The 17,907-nt window shown below is 62.3% G+C and carries 22 protein-coding genes; 12 read left to right on the top strand and 10 right to left on the bottom strand.

The genetic code is table 11. The features are described 5' to 3' along the window. Nucleotides 1–47: 47 nt before the first annotated feature. Together HRQ64_RS15615 and HRQ64_RS15620 are read right to left on the bottom strand one after the other, a co-directional pair. Nucleotides 48–308: a PilZ domain-containing protein gene (locus HRQ64_RS15615; RefSeq protein ID WP_172124147.1), complete on the bottom strand. Its 261-nt coding sequence runs from the start codon at nucleotides 306–308 to the stop codon at nucleotides 48–50. Nucleotides 309–435: 127 nt separating this feature from the next. Further along, nucleotides 436–2,238: an ABC transporter transmembrane domain-containing protein gene (locus HRQ64_RS15620; RefSeq protein WP_172124148.1), complete on the bottom strand. Its 1,803-nt coding sequence runs from the start codon at nucleotides 2,236–2,238 to the stop codon at nucleotides 436–438. Between the two features lie 214 nt (nucleotides 2,239–2,452). On the opposite strand from HRQ64_RS15620, the gene rpmE reads away from it, so the two are divergent. After that, a complete protein-coding gene (rpmE, locus tag HRQ64_RS15625) occupies nucleotides 2,453–2,674 on the top strand; it encodes a 50S ribosomal protein L31 (RefSeq protein WP_127753982.1) in 222 nt (73 codons plus the stop codon). Between the two features lie 78 nt (nucleotides 2,675–2,752). Next, complete coding sequence (locus HRQ64_RS15630) at nucleotides 2,753–3,070, top strand: YnfA family protein (protein WP_172124150.1); 318 nt, start codon at nucleotides 2,753–2,755, stop codon at nucleotides 3,068–3,070. Between the two features lie 3 nt (nucleotides 3,071–3,073). Here HRQ64_RS15630 and HRQ64_RS15635 read toward each other — a convergent pair whose 3' ends face one another. Next, complete coding sequence (locus HRQ64_RS15635; protein WP_127753984.1) at nucleotides 3,074–3,592, bottom strand: DUF1465 family protein; 519 nt, start codon at nucleotides 3,590–3,592, stop codon at nucleotides 3,074–3,076. A 277-nt stretch (nucleotides 3,593–3,869) separates the two neighbouring features. Next, nucleotides 3,870–4,052 (bottom strand): DUF1192 domain-containing protein, encoded by a 183-nt coding sequence (locus HRQ64_RS15640; protein WP_127753985.1) that lies wholly within the window; start codon nucleotides 4,050–4,052, stop codon nucleotides 3,870–3,872. Nucleotides 4,053–4,131: 79 nt separating this feature from the next. Here HRQ64_RS15640 and HRQ64_RS15645 point away from each other — a divergent pair, with 79 nt between their 5' ends. The 3 genes from HRQ64_RS15645 (at nucleotide 4,132) to HRQ64_RS15655 (ending at nucleotide 6,786) form a co-directional block, all read left to right on the top strand. Continuing rightward, nucleotides 4,132–5,154 (top strand): NAD(P)H-quinone oxidoreductase, encoded by a 1,023-nt coding sequence (locus tag HRQ64_RS15645; RefSeq protein ID WP_172124152.1) that lies wholly within the window; start codon nucleotides 4,132–4,134, stop codon nucleotides 5,152–5,154. A 114-nt stretch (nucleotides 5,155–5,268) separates the two neighbouring features. Beyond that, a complete protein-coding gene (locus HRQ64_RS15650) occupies nucleotides 5,269–5,997 on the top strand; it encodes a cell cycle transcriptional regulator TrcR (RefSeq protein ID WP_172124154.1) in 729 nt (242 codons plus the stop codon). A gap of 27 nt (nucleotides 5,998–6,024) precedes the next feature. Next, the gene (locus HRQ64_RS15655) at nucleotides 6,025–6,786 is read left to right on the top strand and encodes a sulfite exporter TauE/SafE family protein (RefSeq protein WP_172124156.1); all 762 of its coding nucleotides are present in this window, start codon (nucleotides 6,025–6,027) and stop codon (nucleotides 6,784–6,786) included. Between the two features lie 66 nt (nucleotides 6,787–6,852). Here HRQ64_RS15655 and HRQ64_RS15660 read toward each other — a convergent pair whose 3' ends face one another. Further along, on the bottom strand, nucleotides 6,853–7,026 hold the full coding sequence (locus tag HRQ64_RS15660) for a YdcH family protein (protein WP_127753989.1): 174 nt from the start codon (nucleotides 7,024–7,026) through the stop codon (nucleotides 6,853–6,855). 154 nt (nucleotides 7,027–7,180) lie between these two features. Between HRQ64_RS15660 and HRQ64_RS15665 the strand changes: the two genes are divergently transcribed. The 4 genes from HRQ64_RS15665 to rpsU all read left to right on the top strand — a co-directional run bounded on the left by HRQ64_RS15665 (nucleotide 7,181) and on the right by rpsU (nucleotide 9,496). Beyond that, nucleotides 7,181–7,396 carry a DUF465 domain-containing protein gene (locus tag HRQ64_RS15665; RefSeq protein ID WP_127753990.1) on the top strand — a complete coding sequence of 72 codons (216 nt, stop codon included), beginning with the start codon at nucleotides 7,181–7,183 and terminating at the stop codon, nucleotides 7,394–7,396. A 75-nt stretch (nucleotides 7,397–7,471) separates the two neighbouring features. Further along, entirely contained in the window at nucleotides 7,472–7,966 is a 495-nt protein-coding gene (gene purE / locus HRQ64_RS15670) for a 5-(carboxyamino)imidazole ribonucleotide mutase (protein ID WP_127753991.1), read from the top strand. Between the two features lie 3 nt (nucleotides 7,967–7,969). Continuing rightward, nucleotides 7,970–9,064 carry a 5-(carboxyamino)imidazole ribonucleotide synthase gene (locus tag HRQ64_RS15675; RefSeq protein ID WP_172124158.1) on the top strand — a complete coding sequence of 365 codons (1,095 nt, stop codon included), beginning with the start codon at nucleotides 7,970–7,972 and terminating at the stop codon, nucleotides 9,062–9,064. A 156-nt stretch (nucleotides 9,065–9,220) separates the two neighbouring features. Beyond that, nucleotides 9,221–9,496 (top strand): 30S ribosomal protein S21, encoded by a 276-nt coding sequence (gene rpsU, locus HRQ64_RS15680; protein WP_127753993.1) that lies wholly within the window; start codon nucleotides 9,221–9,223, stop codon nucleotides 9,494–9,496. A 71-nt stretch (nucleotides 9,497–9,567) separates the two neighbouring features. Here rpsU and HRQ64_RS15685 read toward each other — a convergent pair whose 3' ends face one another. The 3 genes from HRQ64_RS15685 to HRQ64_RS15695 form a co-directional block, all read right to left on the bottom strand. Further along, nucleotides 9,568–10,389 carry an alpha/beta hydrolase gene (locus tag HRQ64_RS15685; RefSeq protein WP_172124160.1) on the bottom strand — a complete coding sequence of 274 codons (822 nt, stop codon included), beginning with the start codon at nucleotides 10,387–10,389 and terminating at the stop codon, nucleotides 9,568–9,570. Then, entirely contained in the window at nucleotides 10,390–11,028 is a 639-nt protein-coding gene (locus tag HRQ64_RS15690) for a DsbA family oxidoreductase (RefSeq protein WP_172124162.1), read from the bottom strand. An 82-nt stretch (nucleotides 11,029–11,110) separates the two neighbouring features. Then, nucleotides 11,111–11,653 carry a tryptophan-rich sensory protein gene (locus tag HRQ64_RS15695; RefSeq protein WP_127753996.1) on the bottom strand — a complete coding sequence of 181 codons (543 nt, stop codon included), beginning with the start codon at nucleotides 11,651–11,653 and terminating at the stop codon, nucleotides 11,111–11,113. A gap of 143 nt (nucleotides 11,654–11,796) precedes the next feature. Between HRQ64_RS15695 and HRQ64_RS15700 the strand changes: the two genes are divergently transcribed. Then, nucleotides 11,797–12,012 (top strand): SlyX family protein, encoded by a 216-nt coding sequence (locus tag HRQ64_RS15700; RefSeq protein WP_172124164.1) that lies wholly within the window; start codon nucleotides 11,797–11,799, stop codon nucleotides 12,010–12,012. Between the two features lie 13 nt (nucleotides 12,013–12,025). On the opposite strand, the gene HRQ64_RS15705 is transcribed toward HRQ64_RS15700, so the two are convergent. Then, a complete protein-coding gene (locus HRQ64_RS15705) occupies nucleotides 12,026–12,229 on the bottom strand; it encodes an aa3-type cytochrome c oxidase subunit IV (protein WP_248307065.1) in 204 nt (67 codons plus the stop codon). Between the two features lie 14 nt (nucleotides 12,230–12,243). Then, nucleotides 12,244–14,052 (bottom strand): M3 family oligoendopeptidase, encoded by a 1,809-nt coding sequence (locus tag HRQ64_RS15710; protein WP_172124166.1) that lies wholly within the window; start codon nucleotides 14,050–14,052, stop codon nucleotides 12,244–12,246. A 204-nt stretch (nucleotides 14,053–14,256) separates the two neighbouring features. Here HRQ64_RS15710 and HRQ64_RS15715 point away from each other — a divergent pair, with 204 nt between their 5' ends. Beyond that, nucleotides 14,257–15,741, top strand: coding sequence for a sigma-54 dependent transcriptional regulator (locus HRQ64_RS15715; protein WP_172124168.1), 1,485 nt, complete (start codon nucleotides 14,257–14,259; stop codon nucleotides 15,739–15,741). A gap of 219 nt (nucleotides 15,742–15,960) precedes the next feature. Beyond that, nucleotides 15,961–17,646, top strand: a complete 1,686-nt coding sequence (locus HRQ64_RS15720; RefSeq protein WP_172124170.1) for a L,D-transpeptidase family protein — start codon at nucleotides 15,961–15,963, stop codon at nucleotides 17,644–17,646. Nucleotides 17,647–17,907: the final 261 nt, after the last annotated feature.

Raw genomic sequence — 17,907 nt, forward strand, 5'->3', positions numbered from 1 at the left:
GTTTGTCGCTCCAGCGCAAAGGCGCAGCCTGTCGCGCCCAACGCCCCTCACCCATAGGCTTGGAACGCCACGCCCATTTCGCTGTCGTTGCGCCAAACCACCTTGCACACCTCAAGGCGGTGCCCCGGCATCAGCAGGTAGAAGATTTCAGGTAAGGCTTGGGCCGCCTGGACGGCGATCTTGGCGCCCATAGTCGAGATATTGTGGACGTCGCCGTCCTCGCGGGCCACTCCGCCACCATGAACAATGGTGACAGCCAGCCTGGTTTCCGTGCGCGGCACGGCACGGCGATCATTCTGTGACGCCATAGGATCAATCTTCTCGACGTGGAACCGCCATACTAGATAGGAACCAGCAAACACCGGGTGCAACGGATGGGTCAAATGCAATCAAAAGGCGCATAAAGCTGCGCCAAGGGGCACGGCCCGTCGCACCTTAGTCCACGCGGAACTGCAGCTTGGCCAGCTCGGCATAACGGCCGCCCTTGAGGACCAGCTCGTCATGAGTGCCCTGATCGATGATGCGTCCGCTATCGAGCACGAGGATCGTGTCGGCATCGCGGATCGTCGCCAGTCGGTGGGCAATCACAAGGGTGGTACGCCCGCGCATCAGGTATTCCAGCGCCTGCTGCACCAATTGCTCGCTTTGTGCGTCGAGCGCGCTCGTGGCCTCGTCGAGCAGCAGGATGGGCGCATTCTTGAGGATCGCCCGGGCAATGGCGAGCCGCTGCTTCTGCCCGCCTGAAAGCATCACACCCCGTTCGCCAACCACCGCATTATAGCCAAGCGGCAGATCGAGCACGAAATCGTGCACCAACGCTGCCCGCGCCGCGGCCTCGACTTCCGCCATGCTGGCTTCTGGTTTACCGAAGCGGATATTGTCCGCCACGGTGCCGGCAAAGATGGTGGGCTCCTGCTCCACATAGGCAAAATGCTGGCGCAGATCATAAACGGAGACGTCGCGCACATCGATGCCGTCCACGAGGACGGCGCCGCCCGTCACATCATAAAACCGCTGCAACAGCGACAGGATTGTCGACTTGCCCGAACCGGACGAGCCAACCAGGGCCACCGTTTCGCCCGCGTCGACCTTGAAGCTAAGGTCATGCAGCACGGGCTCGCCACCCTCGGGGTCATAGGAAAACGCCACATTGCGGAACTCCACCGTCCCGAGCGGCGGCTGCGGCAACTTGGTCGGATTGGCCTTCTCGCGGACCTCCGATTTGGTGGAGAGAATTTCGGTTAACCGCTCGGTTGCACCGGCAACCGTTTGCAGCGTGCCCAGCACTTCCGAAACATTGGTCAAAGCCCCCGATGCCATCAGCGCATAAACCAGGAACTGCGCCAACTGCCCGGCCGTGACCGTACCCTCGAACACCGAGCGGGCACCCCACCAGACCAGGAACACGATGGCCGAGGTGCCCAGAAAGATCACCATGCCCACCAGCACCGAGCGCGCCGTCAGGCGCGCAACTTCAGCGGCAAAGCTTTCCTCGCTACGCGCATCATAGGCCCGCGCCTGCACCCCTTCCTGGGTGAAGGATTTGACCGTTCGCGTCGCGCCCAGCATCTCGGTCGCCATCGCCGAAAGATCGGCCAACCGGTCCTGCGTCGAGCGCGACATGCGCCGCAAGCGCCGTGAGTAAGCGATTACCGGGAGCAGGATTGCTGGCGCCGCCACCACCACGCCCAGCGTCAGCATCGGGCTGGTCAGCAGCATCATCGCCACCGCGCCCACAATGGTCACGATTGAACGCAGGGCCAGCGAAAAGCTCGAGCCGATCGCGCCCCGGATCGTCGCCACATCGCCATTGAGGCGGCTGGTCAGCTCACCAACCCGGTGGGTATCGAAATAGCGGGCATCAAGGCTGAGCAAATGCCGGAACGAAGCCTGCCGCAGATCGGCCAGCACCCGCTCGCCCAACACGGAAATGAAGTAAAACCGCGCCCCGCTCGCGATCGCCATGACTGCGGCGATCCCGATGATCAGCCAGCTATAACGCCCCACATTGGCAAGGTTCTGCTCCAGAAACCCCTCATCGATCGCCCCGCCCAGCGCCGCCGGAATCGCCAGCGAGGAAATCGCCGAAATCAGCAGGAACAGCACGGTCAGCGCCAGCCGGGTTGGATAGCGCAGCACAAAAGGCAGCAATTGCCGCAAGGGGTTCAGTTGCTTTGGCTTGAGCACGGAAGGCGTGGCCTGGGTTGGCGCTTTTGCCGGAACGGCTTGATCTGTCATCGCTCGGCTTCAGCCACTTCTTTTGGCGGCGCCTCCGACGGTGGCGCGGCGGGCCTTACATATGCACTGGACCACCCGCTCGCAACGGCTTTGTGCTTGGACAAAAAGCCCCGCCCCTGCCCTTGCGGATTGCCCCGGCTTTGGCTATGAAGCCGCCAACACCAGTTCAATGCTCTCCGGGCGCCACGGCGCCCGTTTGATTTGAGGCACCGCGATGAAGTCCGAAATCCACCCCGACTACCACACCATCAACGTGGTAATGACCGACGGCACCACCTACCAGACCCGTTCGACCTACGGCAAGGAAGGCGACACGCTGCAGCTCGACATCGATCCCAACACCCACCCGGCCTGGACCGGCGGCACGGGCCAGCTGCTCGACCGCGGCGGCCGTGTTTCGCGCTTCAAGGAGCGCTTCAAGGGTTTCGGCATCTAAGCCACTCCCCTTTTCAAGTGATTTGCCCGGCCTTTGCGCCGGGCTTTTCGTTTCTGCGCCCGGCAGCGGAACACCACCATGCGCCTTTCGCTCTTTGCCCTGGCCGCTTTGTTCGAGATCGGCGGCTGCTATCTGGTGTGGCAGGCCTGGCGCCATGGGCATGCCTGGCTCTGGCTCCCCGCCCTTCTGGCACTCGCCAGCTTTGCCTGGCTCCTGGCCCTTGCCGGCACCGACAGCGCTGGCCGCGCCTTTGCCATCTATGGTGGGATCTATATCGCCGCGTCGCTGGTCTTCATGGCTTCGGTGGAACAAATCCGGCCCGATCGCTGGGACCTGCTGGGCGCCGCAATCTGCCTGCTGGGCGCGGCCGTGATCGTCTGGGCGCCGCGTGCCTGAGCGTCAGGGCCGCCCGAACGCTGCCTTTAGGCGCGACAACTGGTCGGCAATGTCATTGGCCACGCTGCCATCGAGCTGCGGCATCCGCCCGCGCTCCATCTGGTCAAACTGCATCACCCGGTCAAACAGCCGGTCGCCCTTGTCGATATAAAGCCGCAAGGCTTCGGGCAGCAGCTCATAGCCGGGCCCTCCGCGCTGCGACGGCGTCGCCGAAAACTTGACCTTCTCCTTTTCGGAGCGGGCATTTTCCTTGCTGATCTCGCCTTCGTTGACGGCGCGCTGCAGCAAGAGCCATGATGCCAGCTGCATCAGCCGGGTCGTCAGCCGCATGGATTCGGTGGCGTATAAGAACGAGGCCTCGCGCCCCAGCAACTGGCTTTCCGCCCGCCCGTGCCCGTCGAGATAGCCCGCGACCTCTTCGATCAGCGCCATGCCTTCGCGATACAGCAGGTCGAAACCGCCCGAAGCCACAATGCGCGGACCAATCGATATTGCCTGCCCGGATTCGCCAGCCTCAGCCATCTCGTTCCTCGCTCTCGCACTGCGTCATGATAGGACGAAACACCCTGCCCGTCACGCTTGCCGCTGCGGGAGCATGAAAGCAGCCTTAATGGGCCAAATGGTGGCCATCAAAAAGAAAAAGAGCCGCGAAGGGCGGCTCTCGAAGTTTACAGGGAGGGGTCAAACAGAGGAAGAAATCTCTGATCCAAAAACCATCTGGATAACAACACCCTAACTCGTCCGGATTAATTGCCCGTTAATGGCGCAAGATTTTTTAACCCTGCTCCTTTGCAGGTTCTTAGAGCTTGAAGGCCGCCTCCGCTGCCTTGCGGGTTGCCCCGCGTGCGGCGATGGCCGCCCTTAGCCGCTCGATTTCAGCCTCCAGCAAAACGATGCGCCCCTCGAGCTCGGTCACCGAAAGGGCGTCCAGCACGCTGCCGATCTCGTGGCTCTTGGGCTTGCCGCTTACCTCGTCTTCCATCTTGCCGTCCTTTCCTGTCGCGGGGGCAGCTTAACCGCTCCCCCTTGCCGGGCAAGGCCACATGGGCCAGCATGGCCCCATGACCATTCCCGCTACCATGACCGCCATCTCTATCGCCGAGCCGGGCGGCCCCGAAATGCTTGCGCCCATCCAAATGCCACTGCCTGCCTGTGGCAACGGCGACGTGCTGATCCGGGTTGCTGCGGCGGGGGTCAACGGGCCCGACCTCGCTCAGCGCCGTGGGGTTTATGATCCGCCCCCCAGCGCATCGCCCCTGCTCGGCCTCGAAGTGGCCGGGGAAATCGCGGTCCTTGGCGCCGATGTGTCGGGCTGGCAGGTCGGTGACCGCGTCATGGCCCTGACCAATGGCGGCGGTTACGCCCAATATGTCGCGGTCCCCGCCGGCCAGGTCTTGCCCGTTCCAAATGGTTGGAGCCTACCCGAGGCGGCAGCCCTGCCCGAAACCTGGTTCACCGTCACCCAGACCCTCGTCATGCGTTCGGGGCTCGAAGCGGGCATGAGCGTTCTGGTGCATGGCGCTGCCGGTGGCATTGGCGGCGCCGCCGTCGCCATCTCCGCCATTCTTGGCGCTCGCCCCATCGGTGTCGTGTCCTCGCCGGAAAAGGCGGCCTATGCCGAAAAATTGGGGGCCGTGGCCACCATTGACCGCATGCGCGACGATATCGCCGAGCGCGCTTTGGCGCTTACTGAGGGGCGCGGGGTTGATCGGGTGGTTGATCTCCTGGGCGGCGCCATGGCAGCCGTCAGCATTGCCGCCAGCGCTCGTGGTGGCCATATCGTCCAGATCGCGACCCTTGCCGGCAGCAGCGCCAAGATTTCCTTGGGCACGCTCATGGCCAAGCAACTGACGATCTCCGGCTCCACCCTGCGCCCGCAAAGCGCGGCCACCAAGGCGGCCATTGCCGCCCGGATCCGCGCCGATCTGCTGCCCGCGCTTGAGCGTCCCGGCTTCGTCCGTCCGGCGCTGACCACCTTTCCGCTTGAGGAGGCGGCCGAGGCGCATCAGGCCATGGAACAGCGCGCCCATGCCGGCAAGATCGTGCTTCTCACGGCCTTTGGTGCTGGGGAACCGCCGTTATAGCCATTGCGGATCAGGCCCTGACGCCATATATTGTGGTCATTCCCCCTCAGCATGAAGCAAAGAGGCGGAGCGGCCCGGAGGAATACCGGCCGCGCCACCAGGAGTGATTTGACGATGACCCAACCCTTGTTGATGCCCAAGGCAACAGCTGTCTGGCTCGTCGACAACACGGCGTTGTCCTTCGAGCAGATCGCAGCTTTCTGCACGCTTCATCCGCTCGAAGTGCAGGGCATCGCCGATGGCGACGTCGCCGGCGGCATCATGGGCGTGAACCCCATTCAGAATGGCCAGCTGACCCGCGAGGAGATCGAAAAGGCCGAGGCTGATCCCAATTATCGCCTCAAGCTGTCTGATCCCAAGGTCCGTGTTGCCGCTGCCAAGCGCAAGGGCCCGCGCTATACCCCCATTTCGCGTCGCAATGAGCGCCCCAATGCCATCAAGTGGCTGGTGCGCAACCACCCCGAACTCAAGGACGCGCAGATCATGCGTCTGGTCGGCACCACCAAGTCCACGATCGATTCGGTGCGTGAATCCACCCACTGGAACTCGGCCAACCTGACCCCGATGGATCCGGTGACGCTGGGCCTGTGCAGCCAGATCGATCTCGATCTCGAAGTTGGCCGCGCGTCCAAGGGCGTTGTGGGCTCCGAAGTTGCCGAGGAAGGCACCATGCTGATGACGGCCGAGGAAGCGCTCGCGCGTTCCGGTGCGCGCGGTCATTCCGATGCCGAAGGCTACAATGACGAGGAAAGCACGCGTCGCTCTTCTGACCAGCACACCGAGTTCGATGCCGACTCGGTGTTCTCCAAGCTCAAGTCCCTCAAGAGCAACAGCGACAACTAATCCTCTAGCCCCGAACAGCTCCGCTCCATGGTCGACCTCTACTTTGTTTCAGTGGCCGGCCTGGCGGTTCTGATCGTTGGCCTGTCCAAAGCCGGCCTGCTGGGCGGCCTGGGCGTTGTCGGCGTCCCCCTCCTCACCCTCATCATGCCGGCCCGCGATGCCGCCGGCATGATGCTGCCAGTGCTGCTGGCCATGGACGCCATCGCCATCTACGCCTATCGCCAGCAGTTCAGCTGGCACATTCTCAAGATCATGCTGCCCGGCGCGGCGGTCGGCACGCTGATCGGCTGGGCGCTTTGGTCGGTGGTTTCCGACGCCATGGTGCTGCTCTTTGTCGGCATCATCACCCTGCTTTTTGTGCTCGACGCTGTTTTGCCGCTGCGCAAAAAGCTCGAGGGGCTACCACCCTCCACGCCATGGGGCGGGTTCTGGGGCGGCTTTGCCGGATTTACCAGCTTTGTGTCCCACACGGGCGGCCCACCCTTCCAGATCTATGTTCTGCCCCAGCGCCTGCCGCCGCCAATTTATTCGGGCACCAATGCCATCTTCTTTGGCGCCGTGAACTCGGCCAAGCTGATCCCCTATTTCTTCCTGGGCCAGCTCTCCGTCCAGAATCTCACCCTGTCCGCCGCGCTGATCCCGGTGGGCGTTGCCGGCGTGCTGATCGGCATCTGGCTGGTGCGGCGCATCTCCGTCACCCTCTTCTACCAGATCGCCTATGGGCTCGTGTTCTTCCTGGCGCTCAAGCTGATCTGGGATGGCGTGCGGGCGGTGTTCCTCGGTCTCTGACCGCAACAAAAAAGGCCACAGCTCCCGCCATGGCCTTCCCGGTCCAACTGTGTTGGAGCGCAGAGCTTACTGCATGCCGCTATTGAATTTGTAGAGTTCGTCCTTGATTTCGAGCTTCTTTCGCTTCAACGCGCTCACCGTGAGATCATCGAGCGGCTTGTTCTGCAGCTCCGCCTGGATCTGACGATCCAACTCCTGATGACGGCGCTCCAACGCCGCGATGTGGCCTTCAGTCGTCATGACAACTCCTTACGCCTGACTGGACGACGCTAAGGTTCCAGATAAAATGTGACTTGTCGATGACAATAGGTCCGCCGATCAAATCCGTGTGCAAAACGCCGCCGGATCGGGTAATGGGGAACAATGTTGCGTGCCCTGGGGGAACCGCCGTTCGATGCTGCCGCTGACCAAGGAACAGGAAGCCGGCCTCGGGCTTGAACTGGCCACGAAACGCCAGGAACACGCCGATCTGGACGCTGCCATCCACACCCTAACCGGCTCGGCTTTTGCCGACCGAATGCTGATTCAGCGGCTCAAGAAGCGCAAGCTCGCGCTCAAGGATCGCATCGTCCAACTCGAAAATATTCTCCTGCCCGACATCATCGCCTGACCCCTCCCCCGCTTGAGTTGTGGCAACAATTGGGCTAGGAGCGGCCTTTGTGCAGCCCGCGGGGGGACCGAGGCCATGCTCACCAAACCAGCCGTTGCGATTGTCATGGGCAGCCAGTCCGATTGGCCCACCATGCGCCTTGCCGCCGAAACGCTTGAAGCGCTGGATGTGGAATATGAGGCGCGCATCGTTTCCGCGCACCGCACGCCCGAACGCCTGGTCGAGTTCGCCACCACAGCCCGCGCGGATGGCTTCCAGATCATCATTGCCGGCGCTGGCGGCGCCGCCCACCTGCCCGGCATGATCGCCGCCATGACCCCGCTGCCCGTGTTTGGCGTGCCGGTGCGCTCCAAGGCGCTTTCGGGCCAGGATAGCCTCCTGTCCATTGTGCAGATGCCCGGCGGCATCCCGGTCGGCACCCTCGCCATCGGTGAGCCCGGCGCCATCAACGCCGCCCTCCTCGCCGCTGCCGTATTGGCGTTGCATGACGACGAGCTTGCTGAACGGCTCGATGCCTATCGCGCCAACCAGACCGCTTCCGTTCCGCTTTTCCCCACCGACACCGAGTAGATCATGCCCGACACCACGCCCCTGCCGCCCGGGACCACCATTGGCATCCTTGGCGGTGGTCAGCTCGGCCGGATGCTGTCGCTTGCCGCCAGTCGCCTGGGCATGCGCACCCACATCTACTGCCCCGACCCCGATAGTCCCGCCTTCGAGGTAACCCCCCACAAGACCGTCGCCGCCTATGACGATGAAGTGGCGCTCGCGGCCTTCGCCGATGCCGTCGATGTGATCACCTACGAGTTCGAGAACGTCCCCGCCGCGACTGCAGCCTTTCTCGCTGAGCGGAGGCCCCTGCGCCCGGGCGCTCAGGCACTGGCCGTGTCGCAGGACCGCCTGGCCGAAAAAGCCTTCCTTGCCTCCAAGAACATACCGGTAGCCCCTTATCGGACAGTGGAATCACTCGATCAACTGCAAACCGCCATGGCCGAGCTCGGTTTCCCCGCCGTGCTCAAGACCACCCGCCTCGGCTATGACGGCAAGGGGCAGCGGGTGCTGCGTGATCGCGCCGAAGCTGCCGAGGCTTTTGCTGCGCTCGCCCCCAAGCCGCTCGTGCTCGAGGCCTTCATCCCCTTCAGCCAGGAGATCTCTGTCGTTGTTGCCCGCAGCCTTTCCGGCGAGGTGCGCAGCTACGAGCCGGCCGAGAATGTGCACCGCAACCACATCCTCGCCACCAGCACCGTACCGGCGGCGATTCCCCCCGCGCTCGCTAAGCATGCCGGCATGATCGCCAAAGCGATTGTCGTCGCCCTCGATTATGTCGGCGTGCTGGGTGTCGAGTTCTTTGTTGTCCCAGGCGAGTCGCGCCCTACCCTGCTGGTGAACGAAATCGCGCCGCGCGTACATAATTCCGGTCACTGGACCGAGGCGGTGTGCCTCACCGATCAGTTCGAGCAGCACATCCGGGCGATTCTCGGCTGGCCGCTCGGCGATCCCGCCCGACTCGCCGATGTCGTCATGGAGAATCTGGTGGGTGACGAGGTCGGCCGGGTGCCCACTTCGCTGCAAGGCTTCACCCAGCCTCACCTTTATGGCAAACTGGAAACGCGGCCCGGTCGCAAGATGGGCCATATCAATCGCCTGTTGCAGCCGGACCGGCCCTAAACTTGGGCTTTTTCGCTTGCAAAGGTGGACAAGTCCGCGGGGTTGGGCTATAGAGCCCCCACGGTGACCGGCCCTGCTGGTCGGCGACGTGGCTTTATTTAGTCGCGGCGCTTCCATCCAATCATATTTCACCAGGCTTTAAGGGGCGGTTGACCTTTGCAAGTAGTCGTTCGCGATAACAACGTTGATCAGGCGCTGCGCGCGCTCAAGAAGAAGCTGCAGCGCGAAGGCGTCTTCCGCGAGATGAAGCTGCGCAACTACTACGAGAAGCCCTCCGAGAAGAAGGCGCGTCAGAAGGCCGAGGCCGTGCGCCGCGCTCGCAAGCTGGCTCGTAAGCGCGCCCAGCGTGAAGGCGGTCTGCCCGCTCCAACTCCAACGGCACGTCCCGGTCAGCCCGCTCGCCCAAGCGCAAGCACGCTGCCCCGCACCTAAGTCGTTCAGAATTCATTCATAATGCGTTCATAACGCCGCTCCTTTCGGGGCGGCGTTATGCTTTTGGCCCTTCAGCCTCCGGCTGCAGGGACCACCCGCTCAAAGAACGGCCGCGCATGCTCGGGCCAGATACCCCGCTCCCACAGGTCCACATGGGTCCCGCCGGGCTCGATCCACAGCTCATCCTTGTTGGGAACAAGCTCGTATAACCTCTGGCCATTGCTGACATCTATGGTCGTGTCCGCAGTTCCATGCGCCACCAGCACCGGCTCGGCCACATCCGTGATCCACTCATTGACGGGGAACTGGTCCTGCATCACCCAGTACACCGGCAGCATTGGATAGCGCTCCCCGGCTACCGTCACCGCCGACAGGAACGGCGTTTCCAGCAGCAACGCCGCCGCATCCCGCTCGCTCGCGACATAGGTCGACGGCCCTGACCCCAGAGATCTCCCCCAGATTACAACGGGATAGCCTTTGCCCGCGGCCCAGTCGAACGCGGCCAAGGCGTCGGTTAGAATGCTATCCTGGCTCACCGAACCAGGGGAAGCGGGGAAGCCGCGATAATCAAATGCTAGGAACCCAAAGCCTTCCGACGCCCATTGTGCGAAGCGCTCATTCTCGGCCGAAAAGCTGCCGCTATTGCCCTTGTAATAAACGATCAGCGGCTTGCCCGGCTCAGGCGCCTTGTACCAGCCATTGACCACGCCATCGCCTGAGGGAATCGCCACCGCCTCGGCCCCGGCGATTCCCGCCGCCTCAAGTGGCGTCACCTCCCCTTCGAGGAAGTACTGCAGGCTGCGCTGGTTGAAATACATATACCCGACAATGGCGGCATAGCCGAGCACCACCAGCACCGCCAGCCCGGCAACCAATCTCCCAACAATCCGCATCTAGAACTCCGAAATGGTCTTGTCCAAGGCCTGGGCGAACACCTCAGGGGGCTGCGCACCGGACAGGGCATATTTCTCGCCGAACACAAAGAAGGGCACCCCGGTAATGCCCTGGGCTGCCGCCTGCTCAGCCAACTGCTGGGTGATTGCCAGCTCGTGCTCATCATTCATGGCATCAAGCGCATCGCCCCGGTCAAACCCGAACGAGGCCGCGATGTCGGCCAGCACATTGTCATCGAAGATCTGCCGGTGCTCGAGAAAATAGGCCTCGGCTATGGCATTGGCCAATTCGTGCTGAATGCCGAGCGGCTTGCTCAGCCGGGTTATGGTGTGGGCCTTTGCCGTCGGATACATCCGCGGCTGGCGGGAGAGATCAAGCTCGATCCCTGCCTTGAGCGCTTCGCTTTCCACTCGCTCCCACATCTCGGCGGGGTCACGGCCATAACGCTGGCGCAGCATTTCGCCAACATCCACGCCCTCGGCGGGCGTATTGGCATCGAGGTAAAAGGGGTGATTTTCAATGATGACGTCGATGTCGTCGGGCAGTGCCGCCACGGCCTGATCGAGCCGAGCGGAGCCGACAAGGCACCAGGGGCACACGACATCGGTGAACACATCAATTTTGAGGATAGGTGACATGGCAAATCCTTGAGCCAACGCGGCCCGTTGTTTGCCATCATGTCGCGCGAAATGGAGCGGGGGACAATCCCACTGCCATCAATTACGCGTCGCCACCCTGGGTGACCGCAAATGGCGGCGACCAGCCGCCGGCAACCACGCCAAAGCCAAGAACGGCGCCAAAGCCCAGCCACGCAAGGCCTGGCAGCACCAGCAGCGTGGCGCGGCCCGAGACGCTTGCGGCACGCCCGGCGGCCGCCAGACCGATCAGCATCAGCACCATGGAAACAACCGTGCTCATGAAGGGATCGGCCACGGTCAGCAGGAATGGTGCAAGGATCGCGCCGACCATCAACGCAACAATCCAGCGCGCCGCTGAGCGCCCTTCATAGCCACGCCCGGCCACCAGCCACCGGGCAGCGCCCCAAAGCGGCAGGCTGATGGCGAGCGCCAAAGCACCCGTCCACTCCGGTAGGCCCAATGGCGCATGCAGTACCGGCTGGACACCAAGCGCTTCGGCAGCACCATAGGCAGCAACCAGACCCAGCAGCGGGAGGGCAGCGCTCAGTCCCGCGCCAATCCCGTCATGCCGATCGGCATCGAGCAGCGAAGGAAAGTTGTGGGTAACTGCCGTGAAGGTGGCCATTTTGGCTCTCACTGGTTGCTAAATTCTTGCAAACCAATGGCCGCGGGGCCTTAGGAGTTCCTTTTTGGGAAACACGCCCTCGTGAAGGGACCATTAACGCCCGCCCATACCATGCCCTGCTGGTACACTTCTGGGAGAATATCGTGACGACTGAGCTCGATTCGTCAGCGCGTCTGGAGGCACTGGAAACGCGTGTCGCTTTCCAGGATCAGACCATCGAAGACTTGAATGCCACCATCACCGAGCAGTGGCGCGTGATTGACGGGCTCACTCGTCGGCTCACCGTGCTGGAGGAGCAAGTCCGGGCGGGTGGCTTTATCGCTGATCCCCGCTCCGAACCCCCTCCTCCGCACTACTAGAGCAGGTTGCCGCTTACGGCCTCACGAAGATGTAGAGCAGCACGATCACTGCCGCGATCGAGATCGTCGTCCACTTCACCAGCGTCACAAAGCGCGCATAGGTCGACTCATGCTGGGAATAGTCCATCGCCGATTCATGCTGAAGCGGTGGATGCAGGTGGGAATGGGCTGGGTGGTCTTCTGCGGCCATTTGGTCCTCGAAATTCGTCGTGTTCATCTGCCCGGAGGCGTTCAGGGGCTCGTGCTTTCCAGCTCGTCGATCAGTCGCTCGATCATGCCAAGTCCCAGCGACCAGAACTGCGGATCCTTGGCATCAAGCCCGAATGGCGCCAGCAGTTCCGTATGGTGCTTGGATCCACCAGCCTTCAACAGCTCGAAATACCGCTCCGCAAAGCCCTCGTCGGCCTTCTCATACTGCGCGTAAAGCGAGTTCACAAGGCAGTCACCGAAGGCATAAGCATAGACATAAAAGGGCGAGTGGATGAAGTGCGGCACATAGGCCCAGAAGATATCGTAACCCTCATTGGGGATGATCCCCTCACCCAGCGATTCCTTTTGCACTTCCAGCCAGATGGCGTTGATTTCCTCAGTGCGCAGCTCACCCTGCCGACGTGCCGTGTGCACCCGGCGCTCGAACGTGTAAAAGGCAATCTGCCGCACCACCGTATTGAGCATGTCCTCCACCTTGGAGGCTAAGAGGGCAAAGCGCTGCTTGGGGTCGGTGGTCTTTTCCAGCAGGTACCGGAAGGTCAGCATCTCACCGAAGACACTCGCCGTCTCGGCCAGGGTCAGCGGCGTATTGCTCAGGATCGGCCCCTGCGCCGCCGCCAGCCTTTGATGGACACCGTGACCCAACTCATGGGCGAGCGTCATCACGTCCCGCGAGCGGCCCATATAGTTGAGCATCAGATAGGGATGCGCACTCGGCACCGTGGGATGAGCAAAGGCGCCCGAGAGCTTGCCATTGCCCACTGGAGCGTCGATCCATCCACTATCGAAAAACGGCGCTGCGACTTCCGCCAGGTCAGGCGAAAACCGGCCATAGGCCTCCAGCACGGTAGATTTGGCGGTTTCCCAATCAAAGGTCCGCTCGTCGCTCGTCGGCAAGGGCGCATTGCGGTCCCAGGCATTGAGCTGGTCCTTACCGAACCACTTGGCCTTCATCTTGTAGTAGCGGTGCGACAGCCGTGGATAGGCCCCCTGGACGGCGGATTGCAGCGCATCCACCACTTCGCGCTCCACCGAATTGGCCATGTGCCGGCTGTCGGCAATGTCCTCAAAGCCGCGCCAGCGATCGGAGATTTCCTTGTCCTTGGCCAGCACATTGGTGATGTGGGTGAACAAGCGTCCATTCTCGCGCAAGGTCTTGGCCAAGGCATGGAACGCGCTTTCGCGCCGCTTCTCCTCGGGCTCGGACAGCAGATGCAGCGTTTCCTCGAGCTTGAGCACTTCCCCATCGACCTCGAATTCGAGGCTGGCCATGGTCTCGTCGAACAAGCGGTTCCAGGCTGAAAAGGCCGTGACCGACTTGTCGTGGAACAGCTCCTCGAGCTTTTCGTCCAACTGATATGGCTTGGCCTTGCGCAACTCGGCGAACCAGGTGCGGTAGCGCGCCAGTTCCGGATCGCGCTCGAACGCCGCGTCAAGATCGGCATCCTCGATCCGGTTCAACTCGAGCTCGAAAAACAGAATGCGCGTGGAGAGATCCGTCAGCGCCTGGTTGGTGTCGCCCATGAACTTGGCCCGGTCGGGATCGGTGGATCGCTGCGCATATTGCAAAAAGGCGAACGAGCCGATGCGCCCACTCAGATCCGCCAGCGCTTCGCTGCGCTTGATCACATCGGTGAGCTTGCCCGCCCGGGTTAGCTCTGCGAGCCTGCCCTTGTAGTCGCTCTCAAAGCGCGCGGCATCATCCTTGGCCTGCTGCAAGGCGGCGGCAAACTCAGGGCTCTCGCGTCCCGGGTAAAGATCGTTGAGATCCCAGACCGGCAAGGTACCCAATTGATTGTGCCCCTTCTGGCTCGCGGCTTGTTCGGTCATCGGGGTTCTCCAGCGCGGTTCTTGGTGAGGGGCGGACCATAGCCAGCACCTCACGGGATGAAAAGGGGGCCTTCGCCGCCTATCGTGCCAGCCGCAATATGGCGCCCCGCCATTATGATTAATGCTGTCTTAATTTGCCGGCCGCATACTTCCACAAAACCGCACAGCGCGATTCGAGCGCCTGGCAAGAGAAGTGGATTTTGCATGACGCGTGTTCTGGTGGTCGACGATGACCCGGTGCAATTGCGGCTGACGGCCGAAGTCGCCAATCAGGCCGGCTTCAAGCCACTCACCGCAACCAGCGGCGAACAAGCCCTGCAGATCTTGCGCGAAGACCCCAATCTGGGTGCGATGATTCTTGACCTGGTAATGCCTGACCTCGACGGCATGGCCGTGATGGAAACCATGCGCCGGGAAGCTCTTTCCACGCCGGTGATCGTCCAAACCGCCAACCCGTCGCTGGAAACCGTGGTCAGCGCCATGCGCCACGGGGCCGTGGACTATTTCGTCAAGCCGGTCGCCCCCGAGCGGCTGGTGATCTCCTTGCGCAACGCCATGAAGCTGGGTGCGCTGGAAGCGGCGATCCGTGCCGAACAAAGCCGCCGCGCCGGGACCTTCTCGGCTGCCGACCTTATTGGCCGTGCACCGGCGATGACCCGCGTCCTGACCCTTTGCGGCAAGGCCGCCCGCAATCCCATACCCGTGCTGATCGAAGGCGAAACCGGCGTCGGCAAGGAATTGATCGCCCGCATTATTGGGGGCAGCGGGGATCGGGCCGGCAAGCCATTCATCAGCGTCAACTGCGGCAGCATCTCCCCTTCCCAACTCGACGCCGTGCTTTTCGGCTTCAAGAAAGGCGCCTTTGCGGGGGCCCTCGCCGATACCCCCGGCAAGTTCGCCGAAGCCCATACCGGCACCATCTTCATCGATGAAGTGGGCGAACTGCCTCCCGCCACCCAGGAGCGGCTGCTGCGCGTTCTCGCCGATGGCGAAATCGTACCGCTGGGCGCCGGGCGCCCGGAGCGCGTCAATGTGCGCGTGATCTCGGCGACCAATCGCCGCCTGCTCAATCTGGCGAAATCGGGCGAGTTCCGTGAGGACCTTTATTATCGGCTGAACGTGCTGCCCATCTACGTGCCCCCGCTCCGGCAGCGGCTCGAGGACATCCCGGCTCTGGTCAACCACTTCCTTGCGCGCTTTGCCGCTGAAGCTGGCAAACGCATCCTCGGCATTTCTCCCGAAGCTTTGGAACTTCTCGCCAGCTATCCCTGGCCCGGCAATATTCGCCAGCTGGAAAACGTCGTTTATCGCGCGACCGTGCTCTGCGAGGAAGCCTTCCTCGAGCCGGCCGATTTCCCGCAGATCATGGCCCATGCTCAAGGGCGCGACGCCGCCATTCTTTCCCTCGCGGCCATGCCGGTGCCCGCCGCGCCGGTTCACATCGATAACGCTCCGCCGCGCCAGCGCGAAATGCTCGAAACCAGCCCCGTCGAAGACCGCTTCCTCGATGAATCCGGCAATGTGGCGGCTCTGGCCGAGATCGAACGCGCCTTGATCGTTTTTGCGATCGAGCACCATGGCGGGCGCATGTCCCGTGTTGCCCGCGCACTCAAGATCGGCCGCTCGACCCTCTATCGCAAATTGCATGAATATGGCCTCGCGGAGCAGTTGATTAACGACGCCGCTTAACCGCACAGCATCGACAGGATGGCGGATCGCCGAGCGATTGCGGTCCTTTGCACAAGGCCTTGCAGACCGTTGCACCATAGCCACATCGCTCGCTCACAACATTGCGAGTGATTGTTCCTGTTAACATTTGATGCTTATGCTTTCGATGTATGGGGCGGCCCGCCGGACCTTGGGTTGAGGCACGGCTGGGCTGCGTAACGCCTCGTACACGGAGCACAAATGCACAAGATCCTGGTTTGTTTTCTCGCCGTTGCTGCCGCCAACGCCCCTCTTCCCATCCTGGCGCAGGATGTAGCGAGTATCACCCCAACCCGGATTGTCATCGCTCCCGCGCAAAGCGCATTGGCGCGAACCATAAAGGCCAGCCTGTCCGCCGCCTATACAGCCAATGGCCGCGGTACCGCGGCCTATGCCGAAGCGCAGAAGCTCTACTTTCTTTATGGCGAGCGCTATTTCGAGCCAATCTGGCTGAGCGAACAGGCCAATGGGCAGGTCGTGTTCTCACCTGCTGCCCAGCAGATCCTCGATCTGTTTGCCCGGGCCGAATCCGAAGGGCTCAATCCCGCCGATTACCTCACTCCTGACCTGCAGCTTCCCGCAACGGGCGGGGATCCTGTCGCCATGGCGGCGCTCGAAACCGCGTTTTCTGCCGCGACCCTGCGCTATGCGACCCACATCTATACCGGACGCGTCGCTCCTCGCTCCGTCGATGCCAACCTAGATGTCGAGCCCAAGACCCTTGATGCCGGCGCACTCCTTGTGGAACTGGCGGCCAGCAAGGATCCGGCCAAGGTGCTGGCCAAGCTCGAGCCAACCCATCCCGAATTCCTGGCGCTTAAAGCGGCACTGGCCAAGTTCAACGACAATGCCACTAATCGTCCCGCCCCCATTCCGACCGGGGTCGTGCTCAAGGCTGGCATGACCGATGAGCGCCTGCCCCTGATACGCCAGCGGCTGGGCCTCGTGGCCGATGCGTCCCTGGTTTACGACCAGGGCGTGGTGCAGGCGGTCAAGGATTTCCAGCAGGGCCTGGGTCTTGAACCTGATGGCGTCGCTGGCCCTGCCACGGTCGCGGCCCTCAACGGCGGGAACGCCGCCACCCGTGAGCAGATCATCGCCAATATGGAGCGCTGGCGCTGGATGCCGCGCGAGCTCGGCAATTTCCACGTCCTGGTCAACATTCCCGAGTTCCGCCTGTCCATCAACCGGAACGGGGCGGAAACCTATACGACCCGCGTCGTCGTCGGCACGGTCAAGAACCAGACGCCGGTGTTTTCCGACAACATCCGCCACATCGTGGTCAATCCGTACTGGAATGTCCCCAGTTCCATCGTCAAAGGCGAGATTGCGCCCAAGACCTGGCGGAACCCGGGCTATATCGACGCCCAGAACATGGACCTGATCTATAACGGCGACGTCGTCAGCCCCTGGCAGGTGAACTGGTCCGCGGTTGGCAACACGTTCCCCTTCAAGGTGCGTCAGCGCCCCGGCCCCAGCAATGCCCTGGGCCAGATCAAGTTCTTGTTCCCCAACAAGCACGATGTGTATCTGCACGATACCCCGTCAAAGGCTCTGTTCAGCCGCTCCCAGCGCGCTCTCAGCCATGGTTGCGTGCGGGTGCAGAACCCGATGGAGTTTGCCGACGCGCTGATGGCCAACGAAACCAAGATCAGCCGGGCCTCGCTCGAAGCCATGTTTGGCTCCAGCGAGCGCTGGGTGAACCCCGAGCAACAGATTCCTGTCCATCTCAGCTATTTTACCCTGCGGCCCCAGGCCGACGGCAACCTGCAATCCTATGGCGACATCTACGGCCACGACACCAAGCTGATCCAGGCGCTCGGCTTGTCGCCCGCAGCGCTCCCTCAACCGGTGATGGCCGAAACCATTGCCGATGTCGGCCCCTGAGCCGCACAACACCATCTCTGATCAGGCGCTGGCAGTTTCTGCCGGCGCCTTTTCTTTCGGCGGGTTTCTACCCTGTTCCCCGTGGAGCCGAGCGCCCCTTAACCGCTCGTCAACATTTTCGCCTTGGTTCGGCCCGGATTTTGTCCTTAAACATTGGCGTGAGTGGCCGCCATCGTGTTCGAGTTTTGTTAGCGTTAATCAAACTCTAGTCACTTGGCCGGTACGATCCGAAATGCAGATAGCTTCAACCGGGCAGTGTTT

This window comes from Devosia sp. 919, assembly GCF_013185965.1.
GTDB lineage: Bacteria > Pseudomonadota > Alphaproteobacteria > Rhizobiales > Devosiaceae > Devosia.

What these genes read in the sequence shown, in the direction of transcription:
- HRQ64_RS15615 (WP_172124147.1), bottom strand. Translation starts at nt 308, where the DNA reads ATGGCGTCACAGAATGATCGCCGTGCCGTGCCGCGCACGGAAACCAGG.
- HRQ64_RS15620 (WP_172124148.1), bottom strand. Translation starts at nt 2,238, where the DNA reads ATGACAGATCAAGCCGTTCCGGCAAAAGCGCCAACCCAGGCCACGCCT.
- rpmE (WP_127753982.1), top strand. Translation starts at nt 2,453, where the DNA reads ATGAAGTCCGAAATCCACCCCGACTACCACACCATCAACGTGGTAATG.
- HRQ64_RS15630 (WP_172124150.1), top strand. Translation starts at nt 2,753, where the DNA reads ATGCGCCTTTCGCTCTTTGCCCTGGCCGCTTTGTTCGAGATCGGCGGC.
- HRQ64_RS15635 (WP_127753984.1), bottom strand. Translation starts at nt 3,592, where the DNA reads ATGGCTGAGGCTGGCGAATCCGGGCAGGCAATATCGATTGGTCCGCGC.
- HRQ64_RS15640 (WP_127753985.1), bottom strand. Translation starts at nt 4,052, where the DNA reads ATGGAAGACGAGGTAAGCGGCAAGCCCAAGAGCCACGAGATCGGCAGC.
- HRQ64_RS15645 (WP_172124152.1), top strand. Translation starts at nt 4,132, where the DNA reads ATGACCATTCCCGCTACCATGACCGCCATCTCTATCGCCGAGCCGGGC.
- HRQ64_RS15650 (WP_172124154.1), top strand. Translation starts at nt 5,269, where the DNA reads ATGACCCAACCCTTGTTGATGCCCAAGGCAACAGCTGTCTGGCTCGTC.
- HRQ64_RS15655 (WP_172124156.1), top strand. Translation starts at nt 6,025, where the DNA reads ATGGTCGACCTCTACTTTGTTTCAGTGGCCGGCCTGGCGGTTCTGATC.
- HRQ64_RS15660 (WP_127753989.1), bottom strand. Translation starts at nt 7,026, where the DNA reads ATGACGACTGAAGGCCACATCGCGGCGTTGGAGCGCCGTCATCAGGAG.
- HRQ64_RS15665 (WP_127753990.1), top strand. Translation starts at nt 7,181, where the DNA reads ATGCTGCCGCTGACCAAGGAACAGGAAGCCGGCCTCGGGCTTGAACTG.
- purE (WP_127753991.1), top strand. Translation starts at nt 7,472, where the DNA reads ATGCTCACCAAACCAGCCGTTGCGATTGTCATGGGCAGCCAGTCCGAT.
- HRQ64_RS15675 (WP_172124158.1), top strand. Translation starts at nt 7,970, where the DNA reads ATGCCCGACACCACGCCCCTGCCGCCCGGGACCACCATTGGCATCCTT.
- HRQ64_RS15685 (WP_172124160.1), bottom strand. Translation starts at nt 10,389, where the DNA reads ATGCGGATTGTTGGGAGATTGGTTGCCGGGCTGGCGGTGCTGGTGGTG.
- HRQ64_RS15690 (WP_172124162.1), bottom strand. Translation starts at nt 11,028, where the DNA reads ATGTCACCTATCCTCAAAATTGATGTGTTCACCGATGTCGTGTGCCCC.
- HRQ64_RS15695 (WP_127753996.1), bottom strand. Translation starts at nt 11,653, where the DNA reads ATGGCCACCTTCACGGCAGTTACCCACAACTTTCCTTCGCTGCTCGAT.
- HRQ64_RS15705 (WP_248307065.1), bottom strand. Translation starts at nt 12,229, where the DNA reads ATGAACACGACGAATTTCGAGGACCAAATGGCCGCAGAAGACCACCCA.
- HRQ64_RS15710 (WP_172124166.1), bottom strand. Translation starts at nt 14,052, where the DNA reads ATGACCGAACAAGCCGCGAGCCAGAAGGGGCACAATCAATTGGGTACC.
- HRQ64_RS15715 (WP_172124168.1), top strand. Translation starts at nt 14,257, where the DNA reads ATGACGCGTGTTCTGGTGGTCGACGATGACCCGGTGCAATTGCGGCTG.
- HRQ64_RS15720 (WP_172124170.1), top strand. Translation starts at nt 15,961, where the DNA reads ATGCACAAGATCCTGGTTTGTTTTCTCGCCGTTGCTGCCGCCAACGCC.